Source organism: Sulfitobacter sp. 1A12779 (assembly GCF_043557315.1).
In the GTDB taxonomy this organism is placed as follows: Bacteria; Pseudomonadota; Alphaproteobacteria; order Rhodobacterales; family Rhodobacteraceae; genus Sulfitobacter; species Sulfitobacter faviae.
Window position 1 is genome coordinate 150,601 of record NZ_JBIFFU010000006.1, and the last position, 13,721, is coordinate 164,321.

The following is a 13,721-nucleotide window of genomic DNA, read 5'->3' on the forward strand; positions in this document are numbered from 1 at the left end:
GAACGTGAGTTTGATCCTGAAGAACGTGTCGAAGACGGTAGGCGGCCAAACGCATATCTACCCGACCGACCTGACCTTGGAAAAAGGCACGATGAACGTGCTTTTGGGGCCTACATCCTCGGGCAAGACGTCCCTGATGCGGCTGATGGCGGGGCTCGATGTGCCGGGCACGGGGCAGGTGATCTGGAACGGCGAAGACGTGACCGGCATGCGGGTGCAGGACCGCAAGGTCGCAATGGTCTATCAGCAGTTCATCAACTACCCCTCGATGACGGTTTACGACAACATCGCCTCTCCGATGAAGCTGGTGGGCAAGTCGAAGGATGAGATTGATCGCGCCGTGCGCGAAACCGCCGAGCTGATGCAGCTCACCCCGATGCTCGACCGCAAACCGCTGGAGCTTTCGGGCGGCCAGCAGCAGCGTTGCGCCTTGGCGCGGGCGCTGGTCAAGAATGCCGGGCTGGTGCTCTTGGATGAGCCGCTGGCCAACCTCGACTACAAGCTGCGCGAAGAACTTCGCGCCGAAATCCCGCGTATCTTTGAACGGGCCGGGTCGATCTTTGTCTATGCCACGACCGAGCCGGAAGAGGCGCTGCTTCTGGGTGGCAATACCGCGACGCTCTGGGAAGGCCGCGTTACGCAATTCGGCCCGACGCCGAGCGTCTACCGCCGGCCCGAGAATGCGACCACGGCGCGGGTGTTCTCTGACCCGCCGATGAACTTCCTCAGCATGACCAAATCGGGCGACACGCTGCGTTTCGACGGCGGTGGGATGGCGGCACCCGCCACGATGGCCAGCTTGCGCGACGGCGAATATACCGCCGGTTTCCGCCCCAACCACCTCACGCTGAGCGCGCAGGCGCCGGAGGCCATCGGCTTTGACGCCGTGCTGAACGTGACTGAGATCACGGGGTCGGAGACCTTTATCCACCTCGATTACCACGGTGCGAAATGGGTCGGTCTGGTGCATGGCATCCAGCATTTGCAGCCCGGCCAGCCGCTGCCGGTCTATCTGGACCCGGCGCATATCTACCTGTTTGACGCGAACGGGGCGCTCGTCTCGGCCGCGCCCTATGCGGAGGCGGCATAATGGCCAAGATCACGCTTGATAACCTCGCCCATTCCTATCTGCCCAATCCCAGCGGTGAGGATGATTTCGCCCTCAAGGAATTGAACCACGACTGGATCGACGGCGAAGCCTATGCGCTTCTGGGCGCCTCGGGCTGTGGCAAATCCACTCTGCTCAACATCATTTCGGGGCTTTTGCAGCCTTCGCAGGGGCGCATCCTGTTTAACGATGTGGACGTTACCCATGCGCCGACAGCCGAGCGCAACATCGCGCAGGTCTTCCAGTTCCCGGTCGTTTACGACACGATGACTGTGCATGACAATCTGGCCTTCCCGCTGCGCAACCGCGGGGCGGATGCCTCCTATGTCGCGTCCCGGGTCCAGCAGATCGCCAAGATGATCGGCATGGAGGATGAGCTGAACCGCAAGGCGCGGGGTCTTACGGCGGATGCCAAACAGAAGATTTCACTGGGCCGCGGCATGGTGCGCGAGGACGTGAACGCGCTCTTGTTCGACGAGCCGCTCACGGTGATCGACCCCCATATGAAGTGGGAACTGCGCACGCAGCTCAAATCGCTGCACCACGAGTTCGGTCACACGATGATTTACGTGACCCACGACCAGACCGAGGCGCTGACCTTCGCCGACAAGGTGGTGGTCATGTATGATGGCCGCGTGGTGCAGATCGGCACACCGCAAGAGCTTTTCGAGCGGCCTGCCCATACTTTCGTGGGCTATTTCATTGGCTCGCCGGGGATGAACCTCTTTGACGCGCATATCGCGGGAAATGCGGCGCAGGTTGCGGGCACGAGTGTTAATTTGAACAAGACCTACGCCCCCAAGGGCCAGAAAACGCAACTGGGCGTCCGGCCCGAATTCGTTCGGATCAATGGCGAAGGTCTGGGCCTTCCGGCCAAGGTGACCCGTGTCGAGGATGTGGGCCGTCACAAGATCATCCGTCTCGACGTGGCAGGCCAGCAGGTCAGCGCCATCGCCGAGGAGGGCGCGACAGTGCCGAGCGAAAACACCGCGATCAGTTTCGATCCGGCGGGCATCAACGTCTATGACGACGATTGGCGCATCAGCGCAGAGGGAGAGGCCGCATGAACAAGACCGTCAACCAAAAGGCATGGTTCCTTGTCCTGCCGGTGCTGATCCTCGTGGCCTTCTCGGCCGTGATCCCGCTGATGACCGTGGTGAACTACTCGGTACAGGACACCTTCGGGCGCAACGAGTTCTTCTGGGCCGGGCTCGAGTGGTTCTCTGACATGCTCGACAGCGACCGGATGTGGGACGCGCTTGGCCGTCAGTTGATCTTCTCGGGCGTCATTCTGGCGATCGAGATCCCGCTCGGCATCTTCGTCGCGCTCAACATGCCGAAAAACGGGTTCTGGGCCAGCTTTTGTCTGGTGCTCATGTCGCTGCCGCTGCTGATCCCGTGGAACGTGGTCGGCACCATCTGGCAAATTTTTGGTCGGGTCGACATTGGTCTTTTGGGCTATACGCTCGACAAGCTGGGCATCACCTATAACTACACCCAAGACATCACCTCGGCATGGATCACGGTTGTGGTGATGGATGTCTGGCACTGGACCTCTCTGGTGGCGCTCTTGGCCTATGCCGGTCTGCAATCCATTCCGGACGCTTACTATCAGGCGGCCAAGATCGACCAAGCCAGCCGTTGGGCCGTGTTCCGCTACATCGAACTGCCCAAGATGGCGGGCGTGCTGATGATCGCCATTCTGCTGCGCTTCATGGACAGCTTCATGATCTATACAGAGCCGTTCGTCGTGACCGGCGGCGGGCCGGGCAATGCCACGACCTTCCTGTCGATCGACTTGGTGAAAATGGCCATCGGCCAGTTTGACCTTGGCCCTGCAGCGGCGTTCAGCCTGATGTATTTCCTCGTTATCCTGTTGATTTCATGGGTGTTCTACACCGTGATGGTCAACCTCGACAAAAGGGATGGTGTGTGATGACCGACACAACCGTGCAAGCCCCCGGCGCCGCGCCCATTCCGGGTGACGTGACCGCTGCCAAACGCACCCGGCGCAGCCGCTTCCGGCCTAAAGGCTCGGTGGTGGTGATGACGCTCTACCTGTTGTTCCTGATGCTGCCGATCTATTGGCTCATCAATATGAGCCTCAAGACCAACGCCGAAATCCTCGGGTCCTTCTCGCTCTATCCGCGGGACCTGACGCTGGCGAACTATGCCAAGATCCTCACCGATCCGAGCTGGTACATGGGCTATGTGAACAGTCTGATCTATGTGGTGATGAACACGGTGATCTCGCTCGCCGTGGCGCTGCCAGCGGCCTATGCCTTCTCGCGCTACACGTTTCTGGGCGACAAACACCTGTTCTTCTGGCTGCTGACGAACCGCATGTCGCCGCCCGCCGTTTTCGCGCTGCCGTTCTTTCAGCTCTATTCTTCGGTCAACCTCTTTGACACGCATATCGCCGTGGCGCTGGCACACTGCCTGTTCAACGTGCCGCTCGCGGTTTGGATCCTCGAAGGTTTCATGCGCGGCGTGCCGAAAGAGATCGACGAGACGGCCTACCTCGACGGCTATTCCTTCCCGCGTTTCTTTATCCGCATCTTCACCCCGCTGATCGCCAGCGGCATCGGGGTCGCGGCCTTCTTCTGCTTCATGTTCTCATGGGTGGAACTGCTGCTGTCGCGCACGCTGACCTCGGTCGATGCCAAACCCATCGCCGCTACCATGACCCGCACCGTCTCCGCTTCCGGCCTCGACTGGGGCGTCTTGGCCGCGGCGGGTGTGCTGACCATCGTGCCGGGTGCGCTGGTGATCTATTTCGTCCGCAACTACATCGCCAAGGGCTTTGCCCTCGGGCGGGTATAAGAGAGGAGACCGCCCATGTCTTGGATGGCTTGGACCATGCCCACCGCGATCTTCTTCGGTGTCATCGCGCTGTTACTCGTGACCTTCACGATCCTCGCGATCAAATTCCCTGAGACGCCCCGTGTGGGCATCCTCAGGCTTGAGACAACCCGTGGTGACCGTCTGTTCATCACGCTTCTCGGCTCGGCCTTTATCAATTTGATCTGGCTGGGTTTCGAGGCGGGTCCGCAGCCCTATGCGCTGCTGGTCTGCCTTGCCTATGCCGCAGCTGTATTTCGCTGGGTCTAGGCGCTATCACGGCGGACCCCGGGCAACCGGGGCCGCCATACGACACGACCAAATGTCTAGGGAGGACATAATGAAACGATCTGTCATGAAATCGAGTACCGCTTTGGCGGTCACGCTCGGTCTGCTCGCCGGGCCAGCATTCGCGGATATGGAAGCCGCGAAGAAGTTCCTCGACGAGGAAATCGAACGCTCCGCGCTGAGCCGCGAAGAGCAGGAAGCGGAGATGCAATTCTTCATCGACGCTGCCGAGCCGTTCAAAGGCATGGACATCAAAGTCGTGTCCGAGACCATCACCACCCACGAATATGAAGCCAATGTGCTGGCCCCGGCCTTCAGCGCGATCACCGGCATCAACATCACCCACGACCTGATCGGCGAGGGGGACGTGGTTGAAAAGCTGCAAACCCAGATGCAGTCGGGCGAGAACATCTACGACGCCTATATCAACGACTCTGACCTGATCGGCACCCACTGGCGCTACAAGCAGGCGCGCAGCCTGACCGACTGGATGGCGAACGAAGGCAAAGACGTGACCAACCCCGGTCTCGATCTCGATGACTACATCGGCCTCGACTTCACCACCTCGCCCGATGGCGAGCTGTATCAGCTGCCCGACCAGCAGTTCGCGAACCTTTACTGGTTCCGCCAGGACTGGTTCACCGATCCTGAGTTGATGGCCGAGTTCAAAGAGAAATACGGCTATGAACTGGGCGTGCCGGTCAACTGGTCCGCTTACGAAGACATCGCCGAATTCTTCACCGGCCGCACCATCGACGGCGTCGAAGTCTATGGCAACATGGACTACGGCAAGAAAGACCCGAGCCTTGGCTGGCGCTACACCGATGCGTGGCTCTCCATGGCGGGCGGCGGCGACGTGGGTGAGCCCAACGGCCTGCCGGTCGACGAATGGGGCATTCGTGTCAACGAAAACTCGCAGCCCGTCGGTTCCTGTGTGACCCGTGGTGGTGCCACCAACGATGCGGCGGCGGTCTATGCGATCTCCAAATCCATCGAATGGCTTGAGAAGTACACGCCCCCCGCAGCCGCTGGCATGACCTTCGGCGAAGCCGGTCCGGTGCCTGCGCAGGGTGCCATCGCACAGCAGATGTTCTGGTACACCGCCTTCACCGCCGACATGGTGAACGACAGCGCCAAGGCCGTGCTGAACGAAGATGGCACGCCCAAGTGGCGCATGGCCCCCAGCCCGCATGGCGCCTACTGGAAAGAAGGCCAGAAGGTTGGCTATCAGGACGTGGGCAGCTGGACGCTGATGGAAAGCACGCCCGTCGACCGTGCCAAGGCCGCATGGCTCTATGCGCAGTTCGTGACCTCGAAGACCGTGGACGTGGAAAAGGCCCATGCCGGTCTGACCTTCATCCGCGAGTCGACCATCCAGCACGACAGCTTCACCGAACGTGCGCCGAAGCTCGGCGGTCTGGTGGAATTCTACCGTTCGCCCGCGCGCACCGCATGGTCGCCCACCGGGACGAACGTGCCGGATTACCCCAAGCTGGCGCAGCTGTGGTGGCAGAACATCGGCGACGCGATGTCCGGTGCGAAAACACCTCAGGAAGCGCTCGACAGCCTCTGCGCCGAGCAGGAAAAGGTCATGGAACGTCTTGAGCGTGCAGGCGTCCAAGGTGATCTGGGTCCGAAAATGAACGAGGAGCGTGAAGCCTCCTACTGGCTTGAGCAGGAAGGTTCGCCCGTTGCCAAGCTCGACAACGAAGACCCCGAGCCCGAGACCATCAGCTACGAAGAGTTGATCAAGTCCTGGCAGTAAGCCAAACTTTCGGGGGCCGGGACGCAGCAGCGTTCCGGCCCCTTTTTTTGTTTCATCCAACATCCGGGGGCCGCGCCATGACCCATATCCTCGCCATTGATCAGGGAACCACCTCCTCGCGGGCGATCATCTTTGACGGCAACATGTCGGTGACGGCCACGGCCCAAGAAGAATTCCCGCAGCATTTCCCCCGCTCCGGCTGGGTCGAACATGATCCGGGCGACCTGTGGTCGACGACCGCTGGCACCTGCCGCGCGGTGATCGAAAAGGCCGGTCTGCGCCCCGACGACATCACGGCCATCGGCATCACCAACCAACGCGAGACGACGCTGGTCTGGGACGCGAAAACCGGCAAACCCGTCCATAACGCCATCGTCTGGCAAGACCGCCGCACCGCTGATTTCTGCCGCGCGCTGCGCGAAAGCGGCGACGACAAGATCATCACCGAACGCACCGGCCTGTTGGCCGATCCCTATTTCTCGGGCACCAAGCTGAAATGGATCCTCGACAATGTCGAAGGCGCGCGCGAACGGGCGCGGGCGGGCGAGCTGCTTTTCGGCACAGTCGACAGCTATCTGATCTGGAAGCTCACCGGCGGCGCGCGCCATGTGACCGATGCGACCAACGCCGCACGGACCATGCTCTATGACATCCACAAGGGCCGCTGGAGCACGACGATCTGCAAGATGTTCGACGTGCCGCTCGAAATGCTGCCCGAGGTGCAGGACTGCGCCGCCGATTTCGGCACCACGCGGCCCGACCTCTTTGGGCGCGAGATCCCGATCCTCGGTGTCGCGGGCGACCAGCAGGCGGCGACCATCGGGCAGGCCTGTTTCCAGCCCGGCATGATGAAATCGACCTATGGCACCGGCTGTTTCGCGCTTCTGAACACGGGCGAGACGGCGGTGACCTCGACCAACCGGTTGCTCACCACCATCGCCTACCAACTCGACGGTAAGCCGACCTATGCGCTCGAAGGCTCGATCTTCGTCGCCGGGGCCGTGGTGCAATGGCTGCGCGACGGGCTGAAAATGATCCGCGAGGCGGGCGAGACGCAGGCTCTGGCCGAGCAGGCCGATCCGCATCAGAACGTGGTGCTGGTGCCTGCTTTCGTGGGCCTCGGCGCGCCCTATTGGAACGCCGAATGCCGCGGCGCGATCTACGGGCTCACGCGCAACTCCGGCCCCGCGGAACTCGCGCGGGCGGCGCTGGAAAGCGTGGGCTACCAGACCCGCGACCTTTTGGAAGCGATGCAGGCCGATTGGGCCGCCCAAGGCCAGCCGGGCGAGATTGCGACCCTGCGCGTCGACGGCGGGATGAGCGCCAGTGACTGGGCGATGCAGTTCCTCTCGGACGTGATCGGCGCCTCGGTGGACCGCCCCGATGTGCTGGAAACCACAGCACTTGGCGCTGCGTGGCTCGCCGGGCAGCGGGCGGGTATCTACCCCGATATGGAGGGTTTCGCGCGAGAATGGGCGCTCGACCGGCGGTTTGAAACCCAGATGGGCGAGGCCGCGCGCGAAGAAAAATACGGCGCGTGGCAGCGGGCTGTTCAGGCGACGTTGCAGTTCTGATGCAGACGATTTCCCCTTTCGGTTTCGCCACCGCCGGACGCATCCGCTTTGGCCGCGGTGTGGCGGGTGAAGCGGCCTCAGCCGCGCGGGGTTATGGGCGGCAGGTGCTTTTGCTGCGCGGCGGTTCGGTCGCTTGGGTCGATGAACTGGCGCGCGATTTGGCGGCGGCGGGCTGCGAGGTGACCCAGTTGCACGGCAGCGGCGAGCCATCGGTCGACGACGTGCGCGCCGCCGTGGCGGCGGGACGCGGCGCGGATGTGGTGCTGGGCGTGGGCGGTGGCGCGGTGATCGACCTTGCCAAGGCGGCAGCGGCGCTGATCCCGTCGGAATGCGACGTGATGGAGCATCTTGAAGTCGTGGGCGCAGGCAAGCCCTTGCAGGCTGATCCCCTGCCGATGATTGCGATCCCCACCACCGCAGGCACGGGGGCCGAGGTGACCAAAAACGCCGTCATCGCCGTGCCGGAGGCCGCGCGAAAAGTCAGCCTGCGTGACGACCGCATGCTGCCGCGTCTGGCCTTGGTCGACCCGGCGCTCACCGACGGCGCGCCGCGCGGGGTGACTTTGGGCTCCGGCCTTGACGCGTTGGTGCAGGTGATCGAGCCCTATCTGTCCAGCAAGGCCAACCCGCTGACCGATGCGCTATGCCGTGCCGCGATCCCACAGGGCATCGCTGCGCTTAAACGTCTGGCTGCGGGAGAGGACCAGGACGCGCGGGATGCGCTGGCCTATGTCAGCCTCTCGGGCGGTTTGGCACTGGCCAATGCGGGCCTCGGGGCCGTGCATGGGCTAGCGGGTGTGATCGGCGGGCGTTTCGCTGCGCCGCATGGGCTGATCTGCGGGCGGCTGTTGGGGCCGGTTCTGGCCGCGAACGCGGATGCGCTCGGGGTCTCGGCCCGCTTCACGGAGGTGCAGATGTGGCTCTCCGACGGGTTCGACCTGCCTGAGGAAGGCACGTTCGACGCGCTGACCGCCATGCTGGATGATTGGGGGCTGGAGCGGTTGAACCAATGGATCCCCGAAGATGCGGATCTGGGCGAGACGGCCCGCGAGGCGGCGGCCTCTTCCTCCATGCGCGCCAACCCTTGCGTGCTTGAGGCGGAAACCCTCGAAGCCTGCATCCGCGCGGCAATGTAGCGGGCAGGGGCCACGGCCCCCGCCCGGCAGTTTTAGGCGGCGCGCGGCGGCGTATTGCCTTCGCCCAAGTCCCAGAACACGCCCGCCATCACCCGCAGCGCATCGCGGCATACGGGTTTCAGCACATGTTCGTCCGGCGCGTGCTGCGAACAGCTGCGGTAGGAATGCGGCACCCAGACGGTGGGCAGACCCAAGATATCGCTGAAACTGTCATTGGGCAGCGAGCCTGCGAGGTTGGGTAGGATATGCGGCGCTTTCCCGGCGCTTTTCGTCAGAGAGTCGGCTACGAATTTGACCCAAGGGTGATCCGCATCCAGCCGCGTCGGGCGGAAGAAGCCGCGGTCATGCGGTTCGATCCGGACATCCTCGAACCCCTGTTTATCAAGGTGCCGGCGCAGGGCGGGCAGGATGTCTTCGGGATCGGTGCCGACGACATAGCGCAATTGGCAGGTGGCCGTCGCATGGGCCGAGATCGCGTTGACCGGCGCTTCTGGCACGCCGCTTTTCATCGCGAGGATGGCAAAGCTGTTCCAGCCGTAGGCGCGCTCGACCGGGGTCAGGTCTTCTTCGCCCCAATCGCTGTCGATGGCGGGGCCATCATCGCTTTCGATCGGCAGATCTTTCAACGCGGCGCGGACCGAGGGGGTCAGGCTGTCGGGCCGCCACTCGGGGATCTGGATTTGCCCGCGCTTGTCGGTGACGGTCGACAGGGCCTGCGCCAAGATCATCGCAGGATCGGCCAGCAAGCCGCCCCAGTTGCCCGAGTGATGCGCGCCTTCGCGTTTGTCGACGATCAGATCAAACGACACGCCCCCGCGCGAGCCCATGAACATGGTCGGCACTTCGGGTTGCAGCCGCGGCCCGTCCGAGGCGATGAGCACGTCGGCGGTCAGTTCCTCGCGGTGTTCGGCAAAGAACTCGGGCAGACCCGCGCTGCCGGTCTCTTCGCTCATCTCGATCACGATGCGGCAGTTGAAACCCAGCTTGCCGCGGGTTTTCAGCACCGCTTCGATGGCGGCGATGTTGATCAGGTGCTGGCCCTTGTTGTCGGCAGTGCCGCGGCCATAAAGCTTATCGCCCTCTTCGACCAGTTTGAAAGGATGCAGCCCCTCCCGCCACTGGTCGGTCTGGGCGCGGATCACGTCGCCGTGGCCATAGGTCAGCACGGTCGGCAGGTCGTCCCCCTCACGGCGCTCGCCCACTAGAAAGGGGCCGCCGCGCGGGTCGGGATTGTCGTGAAAGCTGCAGGCAAAGCCCATCGCCGTCAGCCGCGGCTCCATCGTCTCGACTAGATAGCGTTTGAGTTCGGGGGCTTGGTCAGGGTTCTGGCTCTCGGTCTCGTACGAGACGAGGTTGGCCAGTTCGGCTTGGAACGTCCCCTCATCGAAATAGGTCGAGATCGCTTCGATCGCTTGATCGCGGGTCATGCTTCAATGTCCTTTGTCATATCTTCGGAAATGGCGTCGCCCCAAGGCGACATGATCTCGGTGCAGCCGGAATTCTGCCCGCCCGCGCGCATCACGCCTGCGGGACAGGCGAAAGCGTAGGGAAAGATCGTGCGTTTGGTCTCGGCGACCTCATTGTTCTCGCGCAGACGGTCGAGCACATCGCGCGGCAGGCTTTCATCGGCGATGAGCTGGTTGGCGTCCGAGGCGTCAATGCGCGGCGCGTGGAAACTGTCTTCGAGCGACATGTCGAAATCGGTGACGAAAGAGGACAGTTGCGCCACCGCGCCCAAAATCTTGCGCCCGCCGGAGGCGCCGAAGGCGAAGCGTTTGTCGCCCTGTTCGCCGATCACCGGGCAGACGTTCATCAGGCAGCGCTTGTTCGGGCCGAGCGAGTTCGGGCGGCCCTGAACCGGGTCGAACCACATGATGCCGTTGTTCATCAAAAAGCCGGTGGAGGGCGAGACGACGCGCGAGCCGAAGATCGACAAGAGCGTCTGCGTCTGCGCCACCATATTCCCGTGACGGTCGACGACCGAGAAATGCGTGGTGCAGCCCGGGGCTTCGGGGCTTTCGCCGGTATCGCCCATGGAGCCCAGACGGCGGGCATAGGCGCCTTTGAGTGCCTCGGCCATGGCGGCATAGCTGTCGGGGCCGGGGGCGTTCCCGAGGTCTTCGGTCGCGAGAGAGGCAAAAGTATCGCGGAAGGTCGGCCCGGCGGTCAGCCCCGGCACCACGTGGAAGCGCGCATCGCGGTAGGCAAAGTCTAGCGGCGCGCTGAACTCGGCGCGGTAGGCTTGCAGGTCGTCATGGCTGAGGCTGCCGCCCTTGTCCTGCACATCCCGCGCCATCGCGGCCCCAAGGTCTCCATCATAGAGCGCGCGCGCCCCGTGCCGCGCGATCTGGTCAAGGCTGTCGGCCATGCGCGACTGGTCCAGCCGTTTCTCGGCCAGCGCGGTCCAGCCGCTGATCGTCGGCCACTGCCCGTCTTCGAGAAAGAGGTCCGCCGCATCCACATCCTGCGCGAGGGCGCGTGTGCAAGAGGCGATGACCAGCGCGGCATACCAATCCACCAACAAACCCTTGCGGGCATGTTCAACCGCCGGGGCAAGCAGCTCGGCCCAAGGCATCTTGCCGAACCGTTCATGGGCTTGGCCCAGCCCGTCGACCACGCCGGGCACGGCGATGGCAGTGGCACCTTGAACGTTGCGGTCCCCCTCCACATGCTCCCAGGGGAAGAGATCACCCGCCTTGCCCCGCCCGCTAAGCGGATAATTCGCCGGGTCGAGCGCGCCGGGGCTGCGCATGCCGTGGTTGAGCGCATGGGCTTGGCCTTCTTCGGCGCGCCAGAGCATCATCGCCCCGCCGCCCGCAGGGCCGCTCATCCAAGGTTCCAACACGCCGATGACGAAGGAGGTGGCCACAGCCGCATCCACCGCATCGCCCCCTGCCGCAAGCACCTCGGCCCCCGCGATTGCTGCCAACCGATGCTGGGCGGCGACGACGCCATGTTCGGTTTCGATGACGGTTTTGCGGGTTTGACTGCTGTGCGACAGGTTCGATGACATGGGATTACTCTTGTTCGTACATGGGGGTTTCCGGATCGTGCAGATGGCAGGCGGCATGCCCCTGCGGGATCGGGGTGTGACGCGGTGCCTTTTGCTTGCACAGATCCGTGGCGCGCGGGCAGCGCGGGTGAAAATGGCAACCGGGCGGCGGCGCGATCGGGTTCGGGTAGGCCATGCCAAGCTGCGTGTCGGGCACACCCAAACCGGGCTCGGGCGTCAACACGGATTTCAACAGCGCCTTGGTGTAAGGGTGACGCGGCGCGTCAAAGAGCCCGGCGACCGAGTTCTGCTCGACGATCTCGCCCAGATACATCACCGCCACGCGGGTGGCGAGGTGTTCGACCACCGCCAAATCATGGCTGATGAAGAGATAGGTAAGGCCGAACTCTTCGCGCAGCTCGCCCAGCAGGTTGAGGATCTGGCTCTGCACCGACACATCCAGCGCCGAGGTCGGCTCGTCGCAGATCACCACCTCGGGCTTCATGATGAGTGCACGGGCGATGGCCACACGCTGGCGCTGGCCGCCCGACATCTGGCTGGGGTAGGTGTTGATCACCCGCTGCGGCAGGCCGACAACGTCGAGGATCTCTTTGACCTTTTTCTTGCGGCTCTCCTCGTCACCGATGTTGTGCACCCGCAGCGGCAGAGAGATCACGTCATAGATGCTCTTGCGGGGGTTGAGCGAGGAATAGGGGTCTTGAAAGATCGGCTGGATCCGCCGTGCCAGCGCCAGACGGCCCTGTTCGGTGATCTCTTCGCCGTCGATCTTGACGTGACCGGCGGTCGGCTGCTCAAGCCCCAAGAGGATCTTGGCAAGGGTGGATTTGCCGCAACCGGATTCACCGACGAGGCCCAGCACCTCGCCCTTGCCCAATTGCAGCGACACGTCATTCACCGCCGTGAGCGGTTTGACCTTGCCGAACATGCCCTGTTTCACCCGGTAGGTCTTGCTGACGCCGGAAAGCTCCAGCACCGGGGGTGTGTTCACGCTGTCCTTCATACGGTCAGCTCCTTCTCGGACTGGCGTTTGCCATCGGGGAAAATGCAGCGGAAGGCGTGGTTGCCGTCCTCGCGCTTGGGGATGTCGCCACGGCATTCGGCGACGGCATGCGGGCAGCGGGTACGGAAGACGCAGCCCTCAACCTCGCCCACGAGCGAAGGCACGATGCCCGGGATCGTGCCCAGTTTCGCGCCGCGGTCGGTCTTGCCCGGGAGCGGGATGCAGCGCAGAAGCCCACGGGTGTAGGGATGCGAGGGCGCGTTAAAGATGTCTCCGACCGGGCCGGTCTCGACCAATTCGCCCGCATACATCACCGCGACCTTGTCGGCCACCCGCGCCACAACGCCGAGGTCATGGGTGATCAGGATCACGGCCATGTTCATCTCGCGCCCCAGATCGTGGAGCAGCCGCAGGATCTGCGCCTGAATGGTCACGTCGAGCGCGGTCGTCGGCTCATCCGCGATGATCAGTTCCGGCTCGCACATCAGCGCCATGGCGATCATCACGCGCTGGCGCAACCCGCCCGAGAGCTGGTGCGGATACTGCGACAAACGGCTCTCGGCGGCGGTGATGCCGACTTTTTCCAAGAGTTCAATCGCCCGGTCCCGCGCCTGCTGGCGGCTGACCTTGCGGTGCAAGAGCAGCGCCTCGGCCAATTGGTCTCCAATGGTATAGGCCGGGTTGAGCGAGGTCATCGGCTCTTGGAAGATCATCGACATCCGCGCCCCGCGCAGCTTGCGCATCTGGCCTTGGCTCGCGGTGGTCAACTCGGTCCCGTCAAAGGTCATCCGATCCGCGCGGCGTTTGATGGATTTGCCCAAGAGCCCCATCAGCGCCAGCGAGGTGAGCGATTTGCCCGAGCCGCTTTCGCCGACGATGCACAGGGTCTCGCCACGGTTGAGGTCGAAGTCGATCCCGCGCACCGCATGCAGGGTGCCGCCGCCCGTGGGAATATCGAGCCGCAGGTTGCGGACGCTCAGAAGTGGTTCTGTCATG

Annotated in this window: 12 protein-coding genes; 8 read left to right on the plus strand and 4 right to left on the minus strand. The window is 63.4% G+C overall.

The genetic code is table 11. The annotated features are described in order from the left end of the window. Positions 1-4 precede the first annotated feature (4 nt). From ACGYLQ_RS09415 to ACGYLQ_RS09450, 8 genes are all read left to right on the plus strand, one after another. Positions 5-1,090, plus strand: coding sequence for an ABC transporter ATP-binding protein (locus ACGYLQ_RS09415; protein ID WP_394442441.1), 1,086 nt, complete (start codon positions 5-7; stop codon positions 1,088-1,090). After that, positions 1,090-2,175, plus strand: coding sequence for an ABC transporter ATP-binding protein (locus tag ACGYLQ_RS09420; RefSeq protein WP_394442444.1), 1,086 nt, complete (start codon positions 1,090-1,092; stop codon positions 2,173-2,175). Before ACGYLQ_RS09415 ends, ACGYLQ_RS09420 begins: the two co-directional genes overlap by 1 nt. Then, positions 2,172-3,044: a carbohydrate ABC transporter permease gene (locus ACGYLQ_RS09425; protein WP_067268460.1), complete on the plus strand. Its 873-nt coding sequence runs from the start codon at positions 2,172-2,174 to the stop codon at positions 3,042-3,044. Before ACGYLQ_RS09420 ends, ACGYLQ_RS09425 begins: the two co-directional genes overlap by 4 nt. Beyond that, entirely contained in the window at positions 3,044-3,931 is an 888-nt protein-coding gene (locus tag ACGYLQ_RS09430; protein WP_067268458.1) for a carbohydrate ABC transporter permease, read from the plus strand. The genes ACGYLQ_RS09425 and ACGYLQ_RS09430 overlap by 1 nt, the downstream gene beginning before the upstream one ends. Positions 3,932-3,946: 15 nt before the next feature. Then, positions 3,947-4,219: a DUF2160 domain-containing protein gene (locus ACGYLQ_RS09435; protein WP_394442447.1), complete on the plus strand. Its 273-nt coding sequence runs from the start codon at positions 3,947-3,949 to the stop codon at positions 4,217-4,219. Positions 4,220-4,304: 85 nt separating this feature from the next. Continuing rightward, complete coding sequence (locus ACGYLQ_RS09440; RefSeq protein WP_394442569.1) at positions 4,305-6,002, plus strand: extracellular solute-binding protein; 1,698 nt, start codon at positions 4,305-4,307, stop codon at positions 6,000-6,002. 77 nt (positions 6,003-6,079) lie between these two features. Continuing rightward, positions 6,080-7,576 carry a glycerol kinase GlpK gene (gene glpK, locus ACGYLQ_RS09445; RefSeq protein ID WP_394442450.1) on the plus strand — a complete coding sequence of 499 codons (1,497 nt, stop codon included), beginning with the start codon at positions 6,080-6,082 and terminating at the stop codon, positions 7,574-7,576. A gap of 8 nt (positions 7,577-7,584) precedes the next feature. Continuing rightward, on the plus strand, positions 7,585-8,712 hold the full coding sequence (locus ACGYLQ_RS09450) for an iron-containing alcohol dehydrogenase (protein WP_394442572.1): 1,128 nt from the start codon (positions 7,585-7,587) through the stop codon (positions 8,710-8,712). A 32-nt stretch (positions 8,713-8,744) separates the two neighbouring features. On the opposite strand, the gene ACGYLQ_RS09455 is transcribed toward ACGYLQ_RS09450, so the two are convergent. The 4 genes from ACGYLQ_RS09455 to ACGYLQ_RS09470 are packed head-to-tail and all read right to left on the minus strand — an operon-like array spanning position 8,745 to position 13,720. Beyond that, positions 8,745-10,139, minus strand: a complete 1,395-nt coding sequence (locus tag ACGYLQ_RS09455; protein ID WP_394442453.1) for a M20 family metallopeptidase — start codon at positions 10,137-10,139, stop codon at positions 8,745-8,747. Beyond that, complete coding sequence (locus tag ACGYLQ_RS09460) at positions 10,136-11,725, minus strand: gamma-glutamyltransferase (RefSeq protein ID WP_394442455.1); 1,590 nt, start codon at positions 11,723-11,725, stop codon at positions 10,136-10,138. Before ACGYLQ_RS09460 ends, ACGYLQ_RS09455 begins: the two co-directional genes overlap by 4 nt. 4 nt (positions 11,726-11,729) lie before the next feature. Beyond that, the gene (locus tag ACGYLQ_RS09465; protein WP_394442458.1) at positions 11,730-12,725 is read right to left on the minus strand and encodes an ABC transporter ATP-binding protein; all 996 of its coding nucleotides are present in this window, start codon (positions 12,723-12,725) and stop codon (positions 11,730-11,732) included. Next, on the minus strand, positions 12,722-13,720 hold the full coding sequence (locus ACGYLQ_RS09470; RefSeq protein ID WP_067268446.1) for an ABC transporter ATP-binding protein: 999 nt from the start codon (positions 13,718-13,720) through the stop codon (positions 12,722-12,724). Before ACGYLQ_RS09470 ends, ACGYLQ_RS09465 begins: the two co-directional genes overlap by 4 nt. Position 13,721 lies beyond the last annotated feature (1 nt).

Bases quoted from the DNA above. Each gene is read 5' to 3' on its own strand.
- ACGYLQ_RS09470 (WP_067268446.1), bottom strand. From the start codon at position 13,720: ATGACAGAACCACTTCTGAGCGTCCGCAACCTGCGGCTCGATATTCCC.
- ACGYLQ_RS09440 (WP_394442569.1), top strand. From the start codon at position 4,305: ATGAAATCGAGTACCGCTTTGGCGGTCACGCTCGGTCTGCTCGCCGGG.
- ACGYLQ_RS09435 (WP_394442447.1), top strand. From the start codon at position 3,947: ATGTCTTGGATGGCTTGGACCATGCCCACCGCGATCTTCTTCGGTGTC.
- ACGYLQ_RS09465 (WP_394442458.1), bottom strand. From the start codon at position 12,725: ATGAAGGACAGCGTGAACACACCCCCGGTGCTGGAGCTTTCCGGCGTC.
- ACGYLQ_RS09455 (WP_394442453.1), bottom strand. From the start codon at position 10,139: ATGACCCGCGATCAAGCGATCGAAGCGATCTCGACCTATTTCGATGAG.
- ACGYLQ_RS09420 (WP_394442444.1), top strand. From the start codon at position 1,090: ATGGCCAAGATCACGCTTGATAACCTCGCCCATTCCTATCTGCCCAAT.
- ACGYLQ_RS09425 (WP_067268460.1), top strand. From the start codon at position 2,172: ATGAACAAGACCGTCAACCAAAAGGCATGGTTCCTTGTCCTGCCGGTG.
- ACGYLQ_RS09460 (WP_394442455.1), bottom strand. From the start codon at position 11,725: ATGTCATCGAACCTGTCGCACAGCAGTCAAACCCGCAAAACCGTCATC.
- glpK (WP_394442450.1), top strand. From the start codon at position 6,080: ATGACCCATATCCTCGCCATTGATCAGGGAACCACCTCCTCGCGGGCG.
- ACGYLQ_RS09430 (WP_067268458.1), top strand. From the start codon at position 3,044: ATGACCGACACAACCGTGCAAGCCCCCGGCGCCGCGCCCATTCCGGGT.